The sequence below is a fragment of the Erythrobacter sp. Dej080120_24 genome, assembly GCF_036322605.1.
GTDB classification, from domain to species: domain Bacteria; phylum Pseudomonadota; class Alphaproteobacteria; order Sphingomonadales; family Sphingomonadaceae; genus Erythrobacter; species Erythrobacter aurantius.
This window is the reverse complement of record NZ_AP027262.1, coordinates 1,625,703-1,644,441: the sequence shown is the minus strand read 5'-3', so window position 1 is coordinate 1,644,441 and position 18,739 is coordinate 1,625,703. Positions and strand designations below refer to the sequence as shown.

Below are 18,739 nucleotides of genomic sequence, written 5' to 3'. Positions count from 1 at the left end.
CCTACAGCTTGCCCAGAACCTTCTTTTCCTGAATGTCAGTCTCGGTTTCCTGCGGCACGAAGCTGTCTGAGGTCACACCCATCCAGATCAGCAGCGGCGATGCAAGATAGACGCTCGAATAGGTGCCGATGAACAGGCCGGCTGTGATCGCGGCGACAAGGCCGAACAGGCTTGCCGGGCCGAAGAACAACAGCGGAAGCAGCGCCACCAGCAGCGTCAGCGATGTCATCACCGTACGCGCCAGCGTTTCGTTGACCGACAGATCAAGCAGCTCGGGCAGCGGCATCTTGCGATACTTCTTCAGGTTTTCGCGGATACGGTCGTACACGACGATGGTGTCGTTCAGCGAATAACCGATGATCGCAAGGATCGCCGCGATGATCTGCAGGCTGAATTCCATCTGCGTGAGCGCGAACAGGCCCAGCGTCACCGAAACGTCGTGGAACAGCGCGAACAGCGCGCCAACGCCGAATTGCCATTCAAACCGGATCCAGATGTAGATCGCGACCATGATCATCGCCGCCAGCAATGCGAGCGCGGCATCGTTGCGGAATTCGCCCGATACCTTGCCCGAAACGCTGTCCACCCCGTCAATGCGGACATCGGGGTGATTGACGCCGATCGCCTCGACGATCTGGTTGGTCATCTGGTTGGCGAATTCGGGATTGCCTTCCGCCTCGGGCGGCAGCTTGACGCGGATCGACACTTCATTGGGTTCACCGAAACGCTGCACGATCGGGTCTTCGACCGATTCCAGCGCGGTCAGCGTCTCTCGCAGTTCCACCACCGGCGCTTCTGCGGTTTCGGTGAATGTCGCGCGGATTTCCTGTCCGCCGGCGAAATCGACCCCGTAGTTGAGGCCCATAGTCGCCACCGCGACCCAGCCGCCAATGGTCAGCAGGATGCTCAGGATGAAGAAGGGTACGCGCACTTTGAGGAACTTGATGTTGGTGTCCTCGGGCACGAGCTTAAGCAGTTTCATGTCTCGCCTCCCTTCCTCAGATTGTCAGGTCTTTGGGGCGCTTCGAGCTGAGATAGCCCGCGACCCACATCTTCGTCAGCGTCACAGCGGTAAAGACCGAAGTGACGAGCCCGATCACCAGCACCACGGCAAAGCCGCGGATCGGGCCGGAGCCGAACCAGAACAGCAACACGCCAGCGATGAAGTTGGTGACATTCGCGTCATAGATCGCGCGGCTGGCCTCGTTGTATCCGTTCTCAACCGCGGTCACGACCTTGCGGCCGCGCTTGCGTTCCTCACGAATGCGTTCGTTGATCAGCACGTTGGCGTCCACCGCCGCGCCCACCGTCAACACGAAGCCCGCGATCCCCGGCAGCGTCAGCGTGAAATTGCCGATCGCCATCAGGCCGAGCAGCATCAGCACGTTGAACACCAGCGCAATCGTCGCATAGATGCCGAACCGGCCATAGGTCGCGATCATCAGCGTGATCACCGCAAGGCTGCCGATGATCATCGCGACAAGCCCGCTGCGGATCGATTCCGCCCCCAGATCGGGCCCGACGGTGCGTTCCTCGATCACTGCAAGTGGCACCGGCAGCGCGCCCGATTGCAGCGAAATCGCCAGCTGGTTGGCGCTTTCCGCGGTGAAATTGCCCGAAATCTGCGCCGAACCACCCAGGATCGGCTCGTTGAAGACCGGCGCCGAAATCACTTTTCCGTCAAGGATGATGGCAAAGCGTTCGCCCACGTTCTCGGTCGAAAGCTGGGCGAATTTCTGGCCGCCCTGCTGGTCGAACTGGATGTTGACGACGTTTTCATTGTTGCGGCTGTCCACCCCTGCGCGGGCGTTGATCAAGCTGTCGCCGCGGATACCGCCGAGCCGCTTGACCGCTTCGAACCCGCCGGGAAAATCGCTGTCTTCGGCATAGGGGAAGATCTGGCTGCCCGGATTGGCAACGCCTGCCTGCGTGTTGGTGGGCAGCGCCTGTTGATCGACCAGCTTGAATTCGAGCTGCGCGGTCTGGCCCAGCTGATCCTTGAGCGCCTGCGGGTCCTGAAGGCCCGGCACCTGCACCACGATGCGGGTGTCGCCCTGGCGGATGATCGTCGGTTCGCGCGTGCCGAGAAGGTCGATACGGCGGCGCACGACTTCCACCGCGCCTTCCATCGCGGTGTTGACGGCCACGTCGATCCCGCGCTCGGTCGGCGTCAGCACCATGCGCTGTCCATCAACCACGGTCAGATCCCACTCGCGCACCAGCCCTTCGCCCATCATCAGCGGTTCGAGCACGCCGCGCGCACGATCAATGTCGGTCGCGGAATCGAGGATGAACGACAACTGCCCTTCGCTGCGCGAAGTATCGCCAAACTCGATTTCCGGGGTCGCGTTTTCAAGCGCCTGCTTGACCGCTTCTTCCATGTTTTCGAGCTTCTGGCGCTTCACATCTTCGGGCTTCGCTTCGAGGAGGAGGTGCGAACCGCCTGCAAGGTCAAGCCCGAGGTTGACCTGTGGCAGCGAGGATTCCTCCTGCGCCTGCGGTGTCGTCGCTTCCGTGGGCGCCGGCTCTTCCATGAACGGGGCGACCAGCGACGGCAGCGCGGCCGCTGCCAATGCGAGCGTCAGGCCCCATAGCGAAATCTTCTTCCAGAGTGGGAAATCAAGCATTGTCGCCCAGTTTCAACCTTGTGACATGATACATGGATGTCCGACGAAGTCGGGTCGCAGACGCCGGTGAGGCGTCAGTCGTTCGCGGGCTTGCCACCCGGTTCGATCAGGTCGGCGATGGTGTGCTTCACCGCTTTCACCTTCACATTCGGCGCCAGTTCTATTTCGGCATAGGTATCGTCCACCTTCACCACCTTGCCGACAAGACCGCCTTGGGTGACGACCTGATCGCCCTTCTTCAGCCCGGCCACGCGTTCCTGATGTTCCTTCTGACGCTTCATCTGCGGACGGATGATCAGGAACCAGAAAATGGCGATCATGCCAAAAATCCAGATCAGATTGGTCCATGCAGGTGGGGCGGCAGCAGCGCCGGCTCCGGCAGCGGCAAGAAGATCAAACATGAATACGATCCCGTCGAATTTGAATGTGCAAACTGTCCCGAAAGGCGCGGTTCGCGCAATCGCAGCCGCACCCGTTCCGATTTAAGTGGGCGCGGTTAGCAGCAATGCAAGCGCACGGCAATTCACCCTGTGCAGGGCAGCCGAATAAAGCGCGCAGGCCATCCATGCGGAAATTCGCTGCGGAAGCGGCTTGCCAGACAAAATCCCCCGCCCTATAGCGCGCCTCCTCCACTGGATACGGGAAGTAGCGCAGCCTGGTAGCGCATCACACTGGGGGTGTGGGGGTCGCAGGTTCGAATCCTGTCTTCCCGACCAGTGGAGCATCCACCCCAAAAACCCCAAAGCACGGAGCAGCATTATCTGTTGCCCGACAAACCGCACTCGGCATTCATCGGACAATATCTGCCGTTTGTCCTTGCGGCCTGTTCAATTGTGACAAGTCTGCGCAAGGAACTTTCATGGTCGCCCGGCATTCTCCTACCCTGATGAAACAGGCAATTCTCCTTTGTGGAACCGCGACGCTCTGCGCAGCCTTCGCGCCGGCGCAAGCGCGGGCGGAGATGGTGATGGTGGCCAGCAGCGCCGTCGATTCCGCCGCTGAAGATGAGACCGGGCAGGCTTCGACACAGGCCAACACCCGCCGCACCTTTGTTCCGGAAGATTTCGCCCGTTTTGCGCCCCGCAGCGCGCTCGACATGGCGCGGCAGATTCCCGGCTTTTCCATCCGCGAGGGCGAAGGCGATCGCGGGCTTGGCCAGGCCGACACCAATGTCCTGATCAATGGCCGGCGCATTTCGGGCAAATCGAACGGCCCGGTTGCAGCGTTGCAACGCATCCCCACCAATGAGGTCGTCCGGCTGGAACTGGTCGACGGCGCCAGCCTCGACATCGGCGGTTTGACCGGACAGGTGCTGAACGTCGTCACCGCCAGCGCCGGCGGCATTTCCGGCCAGTTCCGCTACTCCCCGCAAATCCGATCACGCGGGACACCGGCACGCCTTTACGAAGGTTCGGTCGCATTCGCGGGCGGCGGGCAGAAGGATGAATGGACGCTCGCGCTGCAGAACGATTCCAATCGTCGCGGCGATGACGGGCCCGAACGCGTGTTCGACAGCGCGGGCAATCTGATCGATCTGCGCGAGGAAATCCGCAATTCGGACTTCGACGTGTTCGGCCTTTCAGGGTCGTACACCCGGATCGCCAACAACGAAAACGTGCTGAACATCACCGGCCAGATCGGCGGCGTGATCCGGCGCGATACCGAGATTTCCGAAAGGTCCGGCCCGATCTCCCCGGTCGACCGGACGCGTTCTCTGCGCAGCACCGAAGACGAATTCAATGTCGAACTGGGCGTGGATTACCAGTTTGCGGTCTTGGGCGGTCGGCTGAAGCTGATTGCCTTTCACCGGTACGAAGACAGCCCGACCACTTCGGTGCAGATCACCGAATTCGCCGATGGCAGTCCGGCGGACGGCACAAGGTTCGTGCGCGATGCCGACGAAGGGGAAACCATCGGCCGCGCCGAATTCACCTTTGGCGCACTCGGCGGCGATCTGGTTTACGCCATCGAAGGCGCACGCAATTACCTCGACATCAGCTCCGCACTCGAAGCGCTGGATACACAGGGCGCATTCCAGCCTGTCGGTTTGGCGGGAGCAAGCGCACGCGTGGAAGAAGACCGGGTCGATACCGGCCTCACTTACAGCCGCGGGGTGGCCCAGGGATTGCAATTGCAGGTCTCGCTGGGCGGGGAATATTCGCGCATCAGCCAATCCGGCCCGTTCGGGCAGACCCGCACGTTCTACCGACCCAAGGGCTTCGTCGCACTCGACTGGAAGGCGTCATCCGATCTCAGTATCGCCGGACGGGTCGAAAGGCGCGTGGGGCAGCTCAACTTCTTCGATTTCATCGCCTCGGTCGATCTCGATCAGGATCGCACCGATGTGACCAACGCCAACCTCGTACCGCCGCAAAGCTGGGTGCTCGAAGTGGAAGCGAACATCGGTCTTGGCGCGCTCGGTTCGCTTGCGCTGCGCCCGTTCTACGAGGACATTTCCGATATCGTCGACCAGATCCCGATTGCCGGTGGCGGTCAGGCGCCGGGCAATCTGCCCTCTGCCAAGAGTTACGGCGTCGAAGGCGATCTGACGTTGCTGTCCGAACCACTGGGATGGCGTGGAACGCGGGCCGACCTCGGCTTTCGCTATGCCGGCAGTTCAGTGCGCGATCCGTTGATCGGCAACAAGCGCGAATTGGGCGGGTTCAGGACTGCGTCGATCAACGCCGACCTGCGCCATGATTTTCGCGGCACAAGCTGGGCTGTAGGCGGCTCCGCCAACTGGTCGGACAATGCACCCAACGTCCGGCTCGACGAAATCGCGCTTGATCGCGAATCTTTCGCCTTCGTTTCAGCCTTCGTTGAAAACAAGGATATCGCCGGGCTGACCGTGCGCGCCAGCGTCAACAATCTGGTGAATCGCAAGAACCGGTTCGACCGCACCGTATTCGCAGATCGCGCGGCGGGAATCGTCGATTTCGTCGAGGATCGCGATCGCACCTTCGGCATGATCTTCACGCTGGCGATTGAAGGATCGTTCTGAGCGCCCTACCCGGTTGATCCGAGATGAGGAGTTCACAATGACACACCGCCCCACCCTCAAGATGCGCAGCTGGCTGTTCGCACCGGGCGACAGCGAGAAGAAGATGGGTAAGGCCATCGCCAGCGATGCCGATATCGCCCTGCTCGACCTTGAGGATTCGGTGGTCCCCGAACGCAAGGCGGAGGCGCGGGCCATGGTGGCCGAAGCGATTGCCGCTTGTGACAACCGGGCGCGCGTTTGGGTGCGGATCAACCCGCTTTCAGGCGGGCTCACGGAGGCTGATCTCGACGCGATCATGGCCGCAGGTCCGGGCGGCGTGTTCCTGCCCAAGGCCGAAGGCGGAGAGGATGTCGCGACGCTCGACGCGATGCTGACCGCGCGCGAAAAATCCGCCGGTATCGCCCCCGGTTCGACCAGGGTAGCCGCGCTCGTTACCGAAACGGCTGCGGCCATGTTCACCACCGGCACTTACGCTGGCGCGCCGCGTCTAGTGGCGATGAGCTGGGGCGCGGAGGATCTTTCGAGCGAGCTTGGCGCTCGCGTGCAGCGCGGCGAAAATGGCGAGTATCTGCCGATTTTCGAGCTCGCGCGCAGCCTGTGCCTGCTCGGCGCGGTCAAGGCCGGGGTCGCCCCGATCGAGACGGTGCAGCCCGAATTTCGCGACCTCGAAGCGCTGGAAAAGCGCGCGCGGGCGGTGCGGGCGCAGGGTTTTCGCGGGATGCTGGCCATCCACCCGGCTCAAGTCGCCCCGATAAACGCCGCCTTCACCCCCAGTGCGGATGAAATTGCCCACGCCCGCGCCGTGGTTCAGGCCTTTGCCGACAATCCCGGCGCAGGGACGGTGGCGCTGGACGGAAACATGCTCGACCGGCCGCATCTGGCGCTGGCTGAACGACTGCTAGCGGAGGCTGAAGGCGGTTGAGATCGCGCCAACACCGGCCAAGCCGGACTGATTGGTACTTCAACTTTCCTACACGAACCTATTTGGTTATCACAGCCGCGACTCGCAACAGGAGCGCAGCTGCAATGGCCCTTATCGAAAGCCTTATCGGTCCGATCACTTCCCTGCTCGACAAGATCATCCCGGACAAGGAAGCGCGCGCCAAGGCGCAGCTTGAACTGCTGCGGCTCGAAGGGTCGCAGGAAATGCAGCTGATCGAGGCGCGATTGCAGGCCATTGTCGCCGAAGCGCAAAGCACCGATCCCTGGACCAGCCGCGCCCGGCCCAGCTTCCTCTATGTGATGTATGCGCTGATCCTGTTCGCCGTGCCGATGGGCGTGATCGCGGCGTTCGACCCGATCACCGCGCGCGCCATCGGCGAAGGCATGACCGCCTATCTCGCCGCCCTGCCGGAACCGCTCTACGCGCTGTTCGGCACCGGCTACCTCGGCTACACCGCCGCGCGCCAATGGGGCAAGATCAAGGGCGTGGAGCGCTAGACGGAAGACTGCCCGGCAGATACGCCGGGCAGCCCCTATTGCCTGAGGTGCGTCAGAACCGCTTCGTAAAGCGCACCCAGCCGCCCTGTCCCGCGCCGGGCAGGCGTTCTCCCACAGCCACATCGGATGCACCCACCCTGCTGCGGCCCGCGAGATGCGGCTGGTATTCGGCATCGAACAGGTTTTCGACCCCGGCCTCGATCGCCATGCCGTCGCGCATCGCATAGCGCGCGAACAAGCCGAACACGGCAAAGGAATCGCTTGATGCCTCGCCATTGGACCGGGCGACCTTGTTCTGGGCAGCCGAGGCGAACATTTCCGCCCCGAAAGACAGACGATTGCCCTGCCAACTTGCCGAAAGCCGCAGGTTGGCAGGCGCGATGCGATAGAGATCGTCATCGATATCGCGCCGCTTGCCCCGGACATAGCTGGCCGTCCCCTCGATCACGAACCGCGCCACCGGGCGAATACTGAAATCGAGATCGGCCCCCATCAGTTCAGCATCGACATTGCCGAAGCGCAGGGGCGTGCTGTCCCCGTTCATCGCCGCAATCATTTCAACCGGGCTGTCGATCACGCCGATGGTGGCATCGAACGGCACGCCCTGGATGAAATCGTCGACGCGCCGATAGAACACCGTCGGCCGCAGCGAGAACACCTCGTTTTCGAAGTCGAAGCCCAGTTCGGCGATCCATGCGGTTTCAGGCGCCAGATCGAGATTGCCGACATAGATATTGCCATCGGCAAGGCCGAAACTGGCCTCTGTCGGCAACCAGCCAAAGCGTTCCAGCAGGCTTGGCACGCGCTCCTTACGGGCCAGCGTCACGCGGGGAGTGATATCGCCCACGCCCACCCACGCCCGCAGAACGGTATCAAAGGTGGTGGCCGACCTGTCACGATCCGCCGCGCCAAACGCTGCTGCCAGACCGCGCGGCCCCATAGGCACAGCCGCACCCAGTTGCGGCACGCCCGCAGTCTGATCGGTTCGGTCCACCCGCGCCCCCAGCTCGAACTGGACTTCTCCTAGCGCGCCGCGCCACTGGGCAAACGCGCCCAGCCGCTCGGACTGAACATTGGGCTGCGAATCGATGAAGAACGCATCGTTGAACGGATTGGTGATCCGCACGAATTTGTCCGTAAGCTCGGCATCGCCGCCAATCTGGAAATAGGCGCCTTGCGTGCCGAACCGCAGCGACGCCTCGGCCGTGCTGGTGTCTGCATCGGCAAAGGTCGCCCGCGCCATCATCGGCGGCGCGGCAGGCTGGCGGGTGGTCTGGTTGTCCATCAGGTGACGGATGGCAACATGGCCAAGCCGCAGATCAAGATGCACCTGATCGGCAATCTCTCCGCGAAAGCCGCCCTGCACGAAATCGGTATCGAAATAGACGATATCGAGCGCGAAGGGCGGATTGCCGGTCGGGTCGGTTTCGCTGCGGCGGTATTCGACATAGAGTTCGCCCGGCCCGGTGCGGAATCCGGCATGCGCCCCATACAGATTGCGCTCGAACGAGGTGCCGACCGCGGTGCCGCCGGGGAATTCGTAATCATCCCCTTCCTCTCGGCTGGCGATCAGGCCGATCCGCCAATCGGAACTGGCCATCCCGACAAGCCCGCCGATGGCATGGCTGTCATCCACCGAACGGTACTGGCTGGCAAACCGGGCCTGCGGGGAAAGCGACACGCTTTCCGAAAACTCGGTCTGCACCAGTTGTGCATTGACCGCCCCGGCCAAGGAGGGGCCTTGCGATACGGGCGCGACACCGCGGGCAATGTCTATCCGGTCAACCAGTATTGACGGGGCATAATGCAGCGGCGGGTCCATCGCGTTGGGGCCGCCGGTGGCAAAGCGTTGTCCATTGACACGCCCCAGCACGCGTTGCCCGGCAAGGCCGCGATACGACAATTGCCCGGACAGGGCGCCATTGCCCACCACCGCGCCGCCCGGAATGCGAGCCGCGATGGCGGCGGCATCGGCGGGCAGCGCGATCTGTTCAGGCATCGGTATGCCGTCCTGCGCAATTGTGTCGCGGCGAACGGCGGTGACGACGATGGTATCGCTGAGGACGGAATCCCCGGCATCGGCAGAGGTATCTTCCTGCGCAAAGGCAGTCTGGTGCGAAAGCAGCAGGCACGACGCAAGCGCCCCGCATGTAATCAGGTATCTTGAATTCATGGTTTTCTCATCTATTTGATCGGCACAAGTGCGCTATCCGGCGCAAGGCCGGCCAGCGCGCAAATTGTCTCGAAAATCAGATGGGAACGGGCGGGCCACGCAGCGGCGGGCGCAGATAAGGGCGCGCGTTGACAAATATCGGTCGGCTCGGGGCAAGACCAAGCAAGAGGACGAACAGGATCGCGGCGACCAGCAATTCCGGATCGACCGGCCCGGTCGTCAGCTTCAGCGTGCCGCCAAAGGCGCAATCCTTGGCCTTGGCAGCCGATGTCGAACCGCTATCGCTTTCTTGCCCGTGGCCCATCGCGGCGTGATCGACCACATGATCGACCGCATGATCGACTGTGTGCATATCAGCGGGCGGCGAAGCGGCGAGCCGGGAAAGCGCATTGGTTTCAGGGCAAACCACAACGCTCAGCCAGCCCGAAGCCGATGGCGCAATCATATAGCCCGCAGGCGCAAGCGAATTCAGCCCCAGCCCCGCAAGCAGGAGGGCAAACACGGCGAGCCGGAACCGGCGTAGAGGGGATTTCAATGCGACCACTGATGCTGGCCCCTATGTCCGGGCAGAACGCAAGTCACTCCGGTTTTTTGCAAGACCCGTTCGCATAGCCCCCGTTCGCAAAGGCATTATTCCGCGCAGGCGATACAGCGGGTTGCAATCGGGCGTGCAACCAGCCGTTCGCGCCGGATTTCTCCGCCGCATTTGGCGCAGGTGCCGTAGGTTCCGTTTTCGATCCGGCTCAATGCATTGGCGATCTGGCGAATTTCATCGCGCAATACGTCGTCCACCCCTTCCAGCGCCTCGTCATCGGCAAGATCCATCGCCTGCTCGCTGAAATCGGCATCCAGCGGATGACGCAGATCGTCCTCGATCACCTTGGCACGCGCGAGCAAATCGGCCATTCGGGCTTTGAGCGTTTCGGCCATGTCGGAATATTGGGTCATGTCTCGACTCTCCCTTTCTTTCACCATGAATAGCGCAGGCGGAAGCTTGCGAATTTGATCCTGCGCAAATTGGCGCACTCGGCAGCATTGCAATTTCGCCAATCTTGCACCGTTCGGGCGGATTTCGCGCGTTAAGCGGCCGCCAAAGGGTACGTATATTTCCCTATTCTCGGTCGATCTGTTACAACTTGCCGATCGCTGATTTGTCCAAACTCGCGAGGCCAGAGTTGGACTTGTTATTCGAACAGTAGATTCCTGGGGGGGAAATACATGAACAAAGTCGTTTTCGCCGGTGCATCTTTTGTTGCACTGTCAGTTGCTTGTTCCGTTTCAGCGCAGGACAACACCAGTACAATCACACAGACCGGATCCGGCAACATTGCGGATGTTTCTCAGCCCGGTTCCACCAACGAATCGGTGCTTAATCAGGATGGTACTGCAACTGGATTTGATGGCATCGCCAACGAGGCGACAATCACTCAGGAAGGCGCCAACGGCTATTCTGAAGCCACACAGACCGGCGACAACACCCTGACCGTTACGCAAACGGCCGACAGCGAAGGGATGAATTCCGAAGCGTTCCAGACCAACGCCGGCGGCGGCACAAGCAACACCGCGAATGTGACTCAAGGCGGCCTTGGATCAGGCTTTGGTTCGGGCACCGGTTCTTTCATCGATCAGAGCGGCACAAATGGCGATATCAGCGTCACGCAAGATACGGGCACCACGGACGCAGTAAGTGTCGTCGTGCAGCGCGACCAGAACCAGACTGCAACCGTCACGCAGACGGCTGGCGTGGATGTCACTTCGTTTATTGAGCAGGAAGAGAACACGCAGACGGCGACCGTCCAGCAGACCGGGGATGACAACTTCTCAGACATCTTCCAGTCACAGCGCGCCAATGATGCCGATGTGCTGCAAACCGCGGCAGGCAATTCTTCGACGATCATCCAGGACGGTGAAGAAGGCGATGTCGATGTTGACCAGACCGGCACTGGCAACACCAGCTTCGTCGACCAGGACGACAACACCGATCGCGGCGACGTGTTGATCACGCAAAGCGGGAACGACAACGAATCGAACGCTTTCCAGGATGACGATGATTCCGACATCTTCCACACCCAAAGCGGGAACGGGAACTTCGCTGACACCGATCAGGGTGGCGATGACAGCATCAGCACCATCACCCAGTCGGGCGACAACAATCGAGCGATCGTGATCCAGGGCGATGTTTCTGGCGATCAGGACAGCACTGTCACCCAATCGGGCAACGGGAATCTCGCCGAAGTCCAGCAGGGTACCGATGTTTCCGGTCCTGCCGACGACAACAACACCAGTACAATCGTGCAATCGAGCAACGACAACACAGGTGTCGTCGATCAACTTGCGCAGAACAGCTCGCATTCGCTTACGCAGGAAGTGGGTGACTTCAACACCAGCACCACTTTGATTGGCGATGCCACTCCCAGCGCCAGTCCACTGCCATCGGGGAGCGATGTCTTTATCCTTCAATCAGGATCGCTCAACGAATCGACTGTCACCGCGTCGAGCGCAAACAGTGACGTGTTCGTAGACCAGATCGGCAACGAGAACGTGTCTACCGTGACGCAAAACCTTGGCGGCACCCTCAACATCGCTGATGTCAACCAGGGCGGCGACAACGGCACGTCGACAATTACGCAGTCCGGCACCAGCAGCATGGCGATCCTCAATCAGGACGGCACATTCAACATCAGCACCATCACGCAGGATGGCACGTCTCTGATGGCGACTGTGAGTCAGGGCGGAACTGGCGACACCTCAACGGTCAATCAGACCGGGACCGGGCTTGTGGCAACAGTCACCCAGAATTTCCCCTGATCCTGTTTGACCCAAGTGCCAGAATAACGAGACGGGTCGCGGCGAAAGCTGCGGCCCTTCGCGCTTTCTAACCGCTGAGAATCCGGCTATCGCGGCGCCATGAGCGATACCACCGTCTATGTCCTGAACGGCCCGAACCTGAACCTGCTCGGCCTGCGCGAGCCGGAGATTTACGGCTCCACCACCTTGGACGAAATCGCCGGCATGCTGGAAGATCGGGCCCGCGCCCTGGGGCTGACGATCGACATGCGTCAGACCAATCACGAAGGGATGCTGGTCGACTGGCTGCACGAAGCGCAGGCCGAAGGCGCGCGTGCGGTGCTGCTCAATGCCGGGGCATACACCCATACCTCGATCGCGCTGCTCGATGCGATCAAGGCGATCCGCACCCCCGTTGTAGAGGTGCATCTGTCCGATCCCAAGACGCGCGAACCGTTCCGCCATCTTTCCTATATCGGCATGGCTGCCGCGCTTACTGTCGAAGGGCACGGCCCCGATTCCTACCGCATCGCATTGGAAGCCGTAGCGTCAGGCGAAGTCTGACTGTCACACGAATTGCACAATTTGCGCGCTTTGCCACTTGCCAGCCGCAATTGGCGTCAATAGTCACGCCTGAAACAAAAACGGGGCCACAAAAGGGATATGCATGGCTGACAAGAAGCCGAGCACGGGGTCAAACTCGGGCATGAACATCGATACCGCGCTGGTGCGCGAGCTTGCCGAACTGCTCAACGAAACCGGTCTGACCGAAATCGAGGTCGAAGACGATGATCGCAAGATCCGCGTTTCGCGTGGAGGCGGCGTCATGGCAGCAGCGCCAATGATGGCTGCGCCGGCGCCCGCCGCGCCTGCACCCGCCGCCGCCGCGCCCGCACCCGAAGCGCCCGCAACAGACACGCATGCCGACGCGCTCAAATCGCCGATGGTGGGGACCGCCTATCTCGCGCCCGAACCGGGAGCAGCCAATTTCATCAAGGTCGGCGACAGCGTTGCGCAAGGCGACACGCTGCTGATCGTCGAAGCGATGAAGGTGATGAACCCGATCACTGCCGACAAGGCAGGCACGATCAAGGCGATCCTGGTCGAGAATGCGCAGCCGGTCGAATACGACCAGCCGCTCGTCGTCATCGGGTAGGCGCTGCCCATGTCCATCAACCGCATCCTGATCGCCAATCGCGGCGAAATCGCGCTGCGCATCCACCGTGCGGCGCATGAAATGGGGATCGAAACGGTCGCGGTGCACTCCACCGCCGATGCCGATGCGATGCATGTGCGGCTGGCCGATCATGCCGTTTGCATCGGCCCGCCCCCTGCCGCGGAAAGCTATCTCAACCACGCCAACATCATCTCCGCCGCGGAAGTCGCCGGATGCGACGCGATCCACCCCGGCTATGGCTTCCTTTCGGAAAACGCCAAGTTCGCCGAAATCGTCGAAGCGCATGACATCGCGTGGATCGGGCCAAAGCCCGAACACATCCGCACGATGGGCGACAAGGTGGAGGCAAAGCGCACCGCCGGAGCTCTGGGCCTGCCGCTGGTCCCCGGTTCGGACGGCGCGGTGTCAGACCCTGCCGAAGCGAAGAAGATCGCGGCCGAAATCGGCTATCCCGTCATCATCAAGGCCGCATCGGGCGGCGGCGGGCGCGGCATGAAAGTGTGCGAGAGCGAGGACAAGCTCGAAACGCTGATGAAGCAGGCCGGTAGCGAGGCCAAGGCCGCTTTCGGCGATGCCACCGTTTACATCGAGAAATACCTCGGCAATCCGCGCCACATTGAATTCCAGGTGTTTGGCGATGGCAATGGCAATGCGATCCATCTGGGCGAACGCGACTGTTCACTGCAACGCCGGCATCAGAAAGTGCTCGAAGAAGCGCCCTCCCCCGTCATCAGCCGCGAAGAGCGGATGCGCATGGGCGAGGTCTGCTCAAAAGCGATGCGCGACATGGCCTATCGCGGCGCCGGCACGATCGAGTTCCTGTGGGAGAACGGTGAATTCTACTTCATCGAAATGAACACCCGCCTCCAGGTCGAACACCCCGTTACCGAAGCGATCACCGGGGTCGATCTGGTGCGCGAACAGATCCGCATTGCCGCCGGAAAACCGCTTTCGGTGAAGCAGGAAGACCTCGAATTCCGGGGCCACGCGATCGAATGCCGGATCAACGCCGAAGACCCGTTCACCTTTGCGCCTTCACCCGGCAAGGTCACCTATTACCACCCGGCTGGCGGCATGCATGTGCGCGTCGATAGCGGGCTTTACGCCGGCTATTCGATCCCGCCCTATTACGACAGCATGATCGCCAAGCTGATCGTCTATGGCCGCGACCGCGAAGGCTGCATCATGCGCCTGCGCCGCGCGCTGGAGGAAATGGTGGTCGAAGGGGTAAAAACCAACATCCCGCTGCATCAGGAACTGCTGCGGCAGGACGACGTGCTGAACGGCGATTACACGATCAAGTGGCTGGAAGAGTGGCTGGCAACGCGCGAGGGGTGAGCACCTTTTAGGCCGTCGAAGCCCGATTACGCCTAATTTTCCAACTCGAGAAGACTTCGCTGCGAAATATTTGACGCCTGACTATCATTTTTAGGCACAAATCGAGCAGTCGTGCGTTGGCCTTGGGTGAAGCACGAAATCATTTCGGAACCCGGCGCAGCAGAAAGCAGTGCGGCGACAAAAGTCGCTGTACCCGCGCCTGCGCGCCCCGAACGCTCGCGCAAGACCCAGATCGTTGTCGTGGGCGGCGGTGCGGGCGGGCTGGAACTCGTGCGCAAGCTGGGCGCGAAATACGGGCGCAAGAAGCACGACATCATCCTTGTCGACAAGAACCTGTCGCACATCTGGAAGCCGTTGCTGCACGAAGTCGCCGCCGGATCACTGGACGCGAACCTCGATGAAGTCGGCTATCGCGGGCACTGCGCGCGCTGGGGATACCGGTTTTTCCAGGGCAGCCTTGAAAGCATAGACCGCGAGACGAAGACGATCCGGCTTGCCCCGGTGCTGGACGATCATGGCGACGAACTGATCGGCGGGCATACCATCCGGTATGACATTCTGGTGCTGGCGGTCGGGTCGATCTCAAACGATTTCGGCGTGCCGGGGGTGGCGGAACACTGCCTCTATCTCGACAGCCGCGAACAGGCCGACAAATTCCGCACCAAGCTGCTTAACCACTGTTTGCGCGTCAGCCGCGCCATGATGGCCGATCCCGGTGCCGATGCGCGGGTGAAGGTTGCAATCGTGGGCGCGGGCGCGACCGGGGTGGAACTGGCCGCGGAACTGTTCAACGCCGCCGGGGCGCTGCGGCATTACGGGCTGGAAGTGTTCGACGAAAGCCGGATGGATGTCACCATCCTCGAAGCGGGGCCGCGCATCCTGCCCGCGCTTTCGGAAAAGCTTTCGGGTGCGGCGCGCAAGGAATTGAACAAGTTGGGCGTGACTGTTCGCGAACAGACTCAGGTGATCGAGGCGCGCCGCCGCGCCATGGTGACGCAGACAGGCGATGTGATCGAAGCCGATCTGATGGTCTGGGCTGCCGGGGTAAAGGGCGCCGAATTCCTCGGCACGCTGGGCCTCGCCACCAATCCGCGCAACCAGATCCTCGTCACCGAAACGATGCAGACTTTGACCGATCCGGACATTTTCGCGCTCGGCGATTGCGCGTCCTACACCCCGCCGGACGAGGATTCCCCCATTCCCCCGCGCGCGCAGGCCGCGCACCAGATGGCGGCAACGGTGTTCACCAACATCAAGCGCAAGCAGAAGGGCAAGAAGCTCAAGAGCTTTGTCTATGAAGACAAGGGCTCGCTGATCTCGCTCAGCCGGTTTTCAACCGTGGGCAGCCTGATGGGCAATCTGGTCGGCGGCGCGCTGGCGGTGGAAGGGCGCATGGCGCGGCTGATCTATACCTCGCTATACCGCATGCACCTGCTCGGCATTCACGGCTGGCTGCGCGGACTGGGGCTGATGCTGGTGGGCCGGGTAAACCGCGTGGTGCGGCCCAAGCTGAAACTGCACTGACCAGGCCCTATCGCGCCGCTAAAGCGGCACGCCCGGCTCGTGCTTCGCGGTGCGGATTGTCAGCGAGGTTTTGACGCTGGCGACATTGGGTGCGGGCGTCAGCTTGCTGGTGAGAAATTCCTGGAAGCTTTGCAGGTCACGGCTGACGATCTTCAGAATGAAGTCGATTTCGCCGTTGAGCATATGGCATTCGCGCACTTCGGGCAGGTCGCGCATGTGGTCTTCGAATTCGCGCAGCGCGCTTTCGGCCTGGCTTTTCAGGCTGACCATGGCGAACACGGTGATGGCGAAACCCAGTTTCGACGGGTCGAGATCGGCGTGATAGCCGCGGATGACGCCGTCTTCCTCCAGCCCGCGAACACGGCGCAGGCACGGCGGGGCTGTCAATCCGACGCGCTGCGCCAGTTCGACATTTGTAACGCGCCCTTCCGCCTGCAATTCACTCAGCAGACGGCGATCGATCTCATCCAGATTCGCCATGTCCCCTCGGGCTCCCTCCGATGTCTCGCATGCCGCAATATGTCCTGAACGCAGCTGCGCGGCTAATGTGCCAACAAAAGTCTGCAAGAACATATGCCAAACGGCATATCCAAACCTAATAAAATTTTATGTGCCAGCAATTGTCCCGCTTTGCAACGCGCGTGACGGCGCGCTGTGACAATTCTCCTGCGCTGCTAGAGATATTCGGCTGCAGTGCGCCTTGCGTCAGCGAATCTGACCCGGGGCGGAACCTGCGGCACGGTTTCCTTTGCCGTCTGGAGCGTGGATGTTTTTCGATGATCGCCTTGCGACTGTGCTGCGTCAGCGCGCGTCAAGCGATGTCGGATTGCGCACGCAATTCAGGCAGTTGCTCGATATTCTGGGGGAGGAGCGCACCAGCGCCGGTTCGGCCAGCGACCCCGCTCTGGTCGCGGCGGCATGGATGCGGATGAACGCGCTGGCGGAGGAAATCCCCGCCGCATCGCGGGCCAAGATGGTTCGTGAGCCCGGCTGGCGGTTTCGCAATCCCGAACTGGCCGCGCATCTTTCCAATTTCGAACCCGAGGTTGCCTCGGCTGCGCTCAACCGGGCGCAGCTCTCCTCGGACGACTGGTCGGCGCTGATTCCCCGGCTGCCGGTGCGTGCGCGCGGCTTCCTGCGATTGCGCCGCGATCTGCCGCTGGATGTCGAGAAACTGCTGGAGCGGCTGGGCGTGCACGATCGCGGCCTTCCGCGTCCGGACAAGGTGACTGATGATGCGCAAGCCCCGGCCCCGGAGGAAGATTGCGCGGCTGAGCCCGGTGCGGACTTCGTGCCGCCGCCACCGGTGAGGCTGAGCGGCATCGTTGCGGACGCTGCCCCGCCCCACGATATCGTCAGTGACACGGAAACGGCGACTTCCGAAAACGCGCCCGATCCCGTCGACGAAGGCCGCAGCGAGATTTCCGCGCTGGTTGAACGCATCGCCGCCTTCAAGCGCAATCGCGAAGTCGGCGCGGAACCTGACACCAGCGAACCGCGCCTGCCGCTGGGCGAAGACGACCTGCGATCGCGCCCGCAAGTCAGGGCCTTCGGTTTCGCCGCCGATGCCGGAGGCCGGATCGAATGGGCCGACAGCGAAGTCGCGGCGATGGTGATCGGTACGCGCCTTGTCGCGCCGGCCCGGCTTGGCAGCGCCAATCGCCAGACCCCGCTCGAACGCGCGTTTTACCGGCGGCAACCGATTATCGCGACGCCGAAAAGCCTGGTCGGAGCCGAGGCGATCACCGGGGAATGGATCGTCGATGCGCAGCCGCGCTTTACCGACAGCGGCAATTTCGCAGGCTATTTCGGCCGCTTCCGCAGGCTCGCCAACAGCGATTCCGGATATGTCAGCGCCGCCCAACGCGAAGCGGATCGGATCCGCCAGCTGCTGCATGAATTGCGCACCCCGATCACGGCGGTGCAAGGCTATGCCGAAGTTATCCAGCAGCAATTGTTTGGCGCAGCCCCGCATGAATACCGCGCGCTCGCCGCAGCGATTGCCGCCGATGCGGCGCGCATCCTTGCCGGGTTTGAGGAGCTGGACCGCCTCGCCAAGCTCGAAACCGGAGTGATAGAGATCGAGCCGGGCAAAGCCGATCTGGCTCTCATAATCGGCCAGACCAACCGCCAGCTTGATCAGGTGCTGCGCCCGCGCATGGCTGGCATCGCACTGGAGGATACGCAGGTGCAGGCGATTGTCGGCATCAGCACCGATCAGGCCGAGGCCCTCGCCTGGCGCCTGCTTGCAACATTGGGTGGCGGCAGCTCTGCAGGGGAAATGCTGAACGCGACGCTCGAAACCATTGGCAACAAGGCAGTTCTGACCTGCGAACTGCCAGCACAATTGCTGGCGGAGGAAGACATTTTCACCGCCGAGGCCCGTCCGATCGGTACAGCAATCAACGCCGGCCTGTTCGGTGCGGGTTTCGCCTTGCGTCTCGCCCGGGCGGAGGCCCGCGCGGCCGGAGGCAATCTGGTGCGCGACGATGAAACAATCGTCCTCACCTTGCCGCTGGCACGGGACGATCGGACGACGCAGGCGCCGGAAAAAAGCGAAATATGAATTCCCAACCTTAAGGTCGCGGTAAGGCATCGCTTACGCTTTTGCTGTAAGGCGATGCGATCATGCGGACGGGCAACATAGATCTGATAAGGCACGATGGATGCCC

Annotated in this window: 16 protein-coding genes and 1 tRNA gene; 10 read left to right on the top strand and 7 right to left on the bottom strand. The window is 61.8% G+C overall.

Features of this window, described 5'->3' with window-relative positions:
- Position 1: 1 nt before the first annotated feature.
- The 3 genes from secF to yajC all read right to left on the bottom strand — a co-directional run bounded on the left by secF (position 2) and on the right by yajC (position 3,028).
- Positions 2–982, bottom strand: coding sequence for a protein translocase subunit SecF (secF, locus tag AABA34_RS07860; protein WP_338304629.1), 981 nt, complete (start codon positions 980–982; stop codon positions 2–4).
- Between the two features lie 16 nt (positions 983–998).
- Positions 999–2,627 (bottom strand): protein translocase subunit SecD, encoded by a 1,629-nt coding sequence (gene secD, locus AABA34_RS07855; protein ID WP_338304628.1) that lies wholly within the window; start codon positions 2,625–2,627, stop codon positions 999–1,001.
- Positions 2,628–2,701: 74 nt separating this feature from the next.
- On the bottom strand, positions 2,702–3,028 hold the full coding sequence (gene yajC / locus AABA34_RS07850; protein WP_034952893.1) for a preprotein translocase subunit YajC: 327 nt from the start codon (positions 3,026–3,028) through the stop codon (positions 2,702–2,704).
- A gap of 238 nt (positions 3,029–3,266) precedes the next feature.
- Here yajC and AABA34_RS07845 point away from each other — a divergent pair.
- From AABA34_RS07845 to AABA34_RS07830, 4 genes are all read left to right on the top strand, one after another.
- A tRNA-Pro gene (locus tag AABA34_RS07845) sits at positions 3,267–3,343 on the top strand.
- Between the two features lie 143 nt (positions 3,344–3,486).
- Positions 3,487–5,628 carry a TonB-dependent receptor plug domain-containing protein gene (locus tag AABA34_RS07840; protein ID WP_338304627.1) on the top strand — a complete coding sequence of 714 codons (2,142 nt, stop codon included), beginning with the start codon at positions 3,487–3,489 and terminating at the stop codon, positions 5,626–5,628.
- 37 nt (positions 5,629–5,665) lie between these two features.
- Positions 5,666–6,550 carry an HpcH/HpaI aldolase/citrate lyase family protein gene (locus AABA34_RS07835; protein WP_338304626.1) on the top strand — a complete coding sequence of 295 codons (885 nt, stop codon included), beginning with the start codon at positions 5,666–5,668 and terminating at the stop codon, positions 6,548–6,550.
- 104 nt (positions 6,551–6,654) lie between these two features.
- On the top strand, positions 6,655–7,068 hold the full coding sequence (locus AABA34_RS07830; protein WP_338304625.1) for a holin family protein: 414 nt from the start codon (positions 6,655–6,657) through the stop codon (positions 7,066–7,068).
- 52 nt (positions 7,069–7,120) lie between these two features.
- On the opposite strand, the gene AABA34_RS07825 is transcribed toward AABA34_RS07830, so the two are convergent.
- The 3 genes from AABA34_RS07825 to AABA34_RS07815 form a co-directional block, all read right to left on the bottom strand.
- A complete protein-coding gene (locus tag AABA34_RS07825; RefSeq protein ID WP_338304624.1) occupies positions 7,121–9,241 on the bottom strand; it encodes a TonB-dependent receptor in 2,121 nt (706 codons plus the stop codon).
- Between the two features lie 76 nt (positions 9,242–9,317).
- A complete protein-coding gene (locus AABA34_RS07820; RefSeq protein WP_338304623.1) occupies positions 9,318–9,785 on the bottom strand; it encodes a DUF2946 family protein in 468 nt (155 codons plus the stop codon).
- An 86-nt stretch (positions 9,786–9,871) separates the two neighbouring features.
- On the bottom strand, positions 9,872–10,189 hold the full coding sequence (locus AABA34_RS07815; protein WP_338304622.1) for a TraR/DksA family transcriptional regulator: 318 nt from the start codon (positions 10,187–10,189) through the stop codon (positions 9,872–9,874).
- A 270-nt stretch (positions 10,190–10,459) separates the two neighbouring features.
- Here AABA34_RS07815 and AABA34_RS07810 point away from each other — a divergent pair, with 270 nt between their 5' ends.
- The 5 genes from AABA34_RS07810 to AABA34_RS07790 all read left to right on the top strand — a co-directional run bounded on the left by AABA34_RS07810 (position 10,460) and on the right by AABA34_RS07790 (position 16,067).
- Positions 10,460–12,049 (top strand): beta strand repeat-containing protein, encoded by a 1,590-nt coding sequence (locus tag AABA34_RS07810; protein WP_338304621.1) that lies wholly within the window; start codon positions 10,460–10,462, stop codon positions 12,047–12,049.
- A 99-nt stretch (positions 12,050–12,148) separates the two neighbouring features.
- Positions 12,149–12,592 (top strand): type II 3-dehydroquinate dehydratase, encoded by a 444-nt coding sequence (locus tag AABA34_RS07805; RefSeq protein ID WP_338304620.1) that lies wholly within the window; start codon positions 12,149–12,151, stop codon positions 12,590–12,592.
- Between the two features lie 103 nt (positions 12,593–12,695).
- On the top strand, positions 12,696–13,184 hold the full coding sequence (accB, locus tag AABA34_RS07800; protein WP_338304619.1) for an acetyl-CoA carboxylase biotin carboxyl carrier protein: 489 nt from the start codon (positions 12,696–12,698) through the stop codon (positions 13,182–13,184).
- 9 nt (positions 13,185–13,193) lie between these two features.
- On the top strand, positions 13,194–14,543 hold the full coding sequence (accC, locus tag AABA34_RS07795) for an acetyl-CoA carboxylase biotin carboxylase subunit (RefSeq protein WP_338304618.1): 1,350 nt from the start codon (positions 13,194–13,196) through the stop codon (positions 14,541–14,543).
- A 231-nt stretch (positions 14,544–14,774) separates the two neighbouring features.
- Entirely contained in the window at positions 14,775–16,067 is a 1,293-nt protein-coding gene (locus AABA34_RS07790; RefSeq protein WP_338304715.1) for an NAD(P)/FAD-dependent oxidoreductase, read from the top strand.
- 18 nt (positions 16,068–16,085) lie between these two features.
- On the opposite strand, the gene AABA34_RS07785 is transcribed toward AABA34_RS07790, so the two are convergent.
- On the bottom strand, positions 16,086–16,547 hold the full coding sequence (locus AABA34_RS07785; RefSeq protein WP_034952874.1) for an Lrp/AsnC family transcriptional regulator: 462 nt from the start codon (positions 16,545–16,547) through the stop codon (positions 16,086–16,088).
- A 286-nt stretch (positions 16,548–16,833) separates the two neighbouring features.
- Between AABA34_RS07785 and AABA34_RS07780 the strand changes: the two genes are divergently transcribed.
- Positions 16,834–18,633 carry a histidine kinase dimerization/phospho-acceptor domain-containing protein gene (locus AABA34_RS07780; protein WP_338304617.1) on the top strand — a complete coding sequence of 600 codons (1,800 nt, stop codon included), beginning with the start codon at positions 16,834–16,836 and terminating at the stop codon, positions 18,631–18,633.
- Positions 18,634–18,739 lie beyond the last annotated feature (106 nt).